The 288-nt window shown below is 62.8% G+C and carries 1 protein-coding gene; it reads left to right on the top strand.

Annotated elements, in window-relative coordinates:
• Positions 1-288: isocitrate dehydrogenase kinase/phosphatase AceK regulatory subunit (locus ACEN88_RS35220; protein WP_413347056.1), on the top strand; the 288-nt coding region annotated here is incomplete at both ends.

Genomic DNA, 288 nt, shown 5'->3' with positions numbered 1-288 from the left:
CCCAGGCCACTTTCCCCAAGCTGCTCTCGTCCAAGATCGCCTTCGACATCGCGCGCACCATCAAGGACGGATACGACCGCCACTACACGCTGTTCCTCCAGGCCAGCAAGACGGCCAAGACCTCGTTCGAGCGTGCCGACTGGACGACGGCCCAGCAGGCCGCGCGCAAGCGAATCGATTTCTACGACAAGCGCGTGCAGGAATGCGTGCATGCGCTGGAAGACGAATACGCGCCGGAGCACCTCGTCGACGACACCTGGCGCGAGACCAAGCTGCATTACATTGGCC

Source organism: Massilia sp. CT11-108 (genome assembly GCF_047302915.1).
Taxonomy (GTDB): Bacteria; Pseudomonadota; Gammaproteobacteria; order Burkholderiales; family Burkholderiaceae_D; genus Telluria; species Telluria orientalis.
This window is presented reverse-complemented; position numbering and strand designations above follow the sequence as displayed.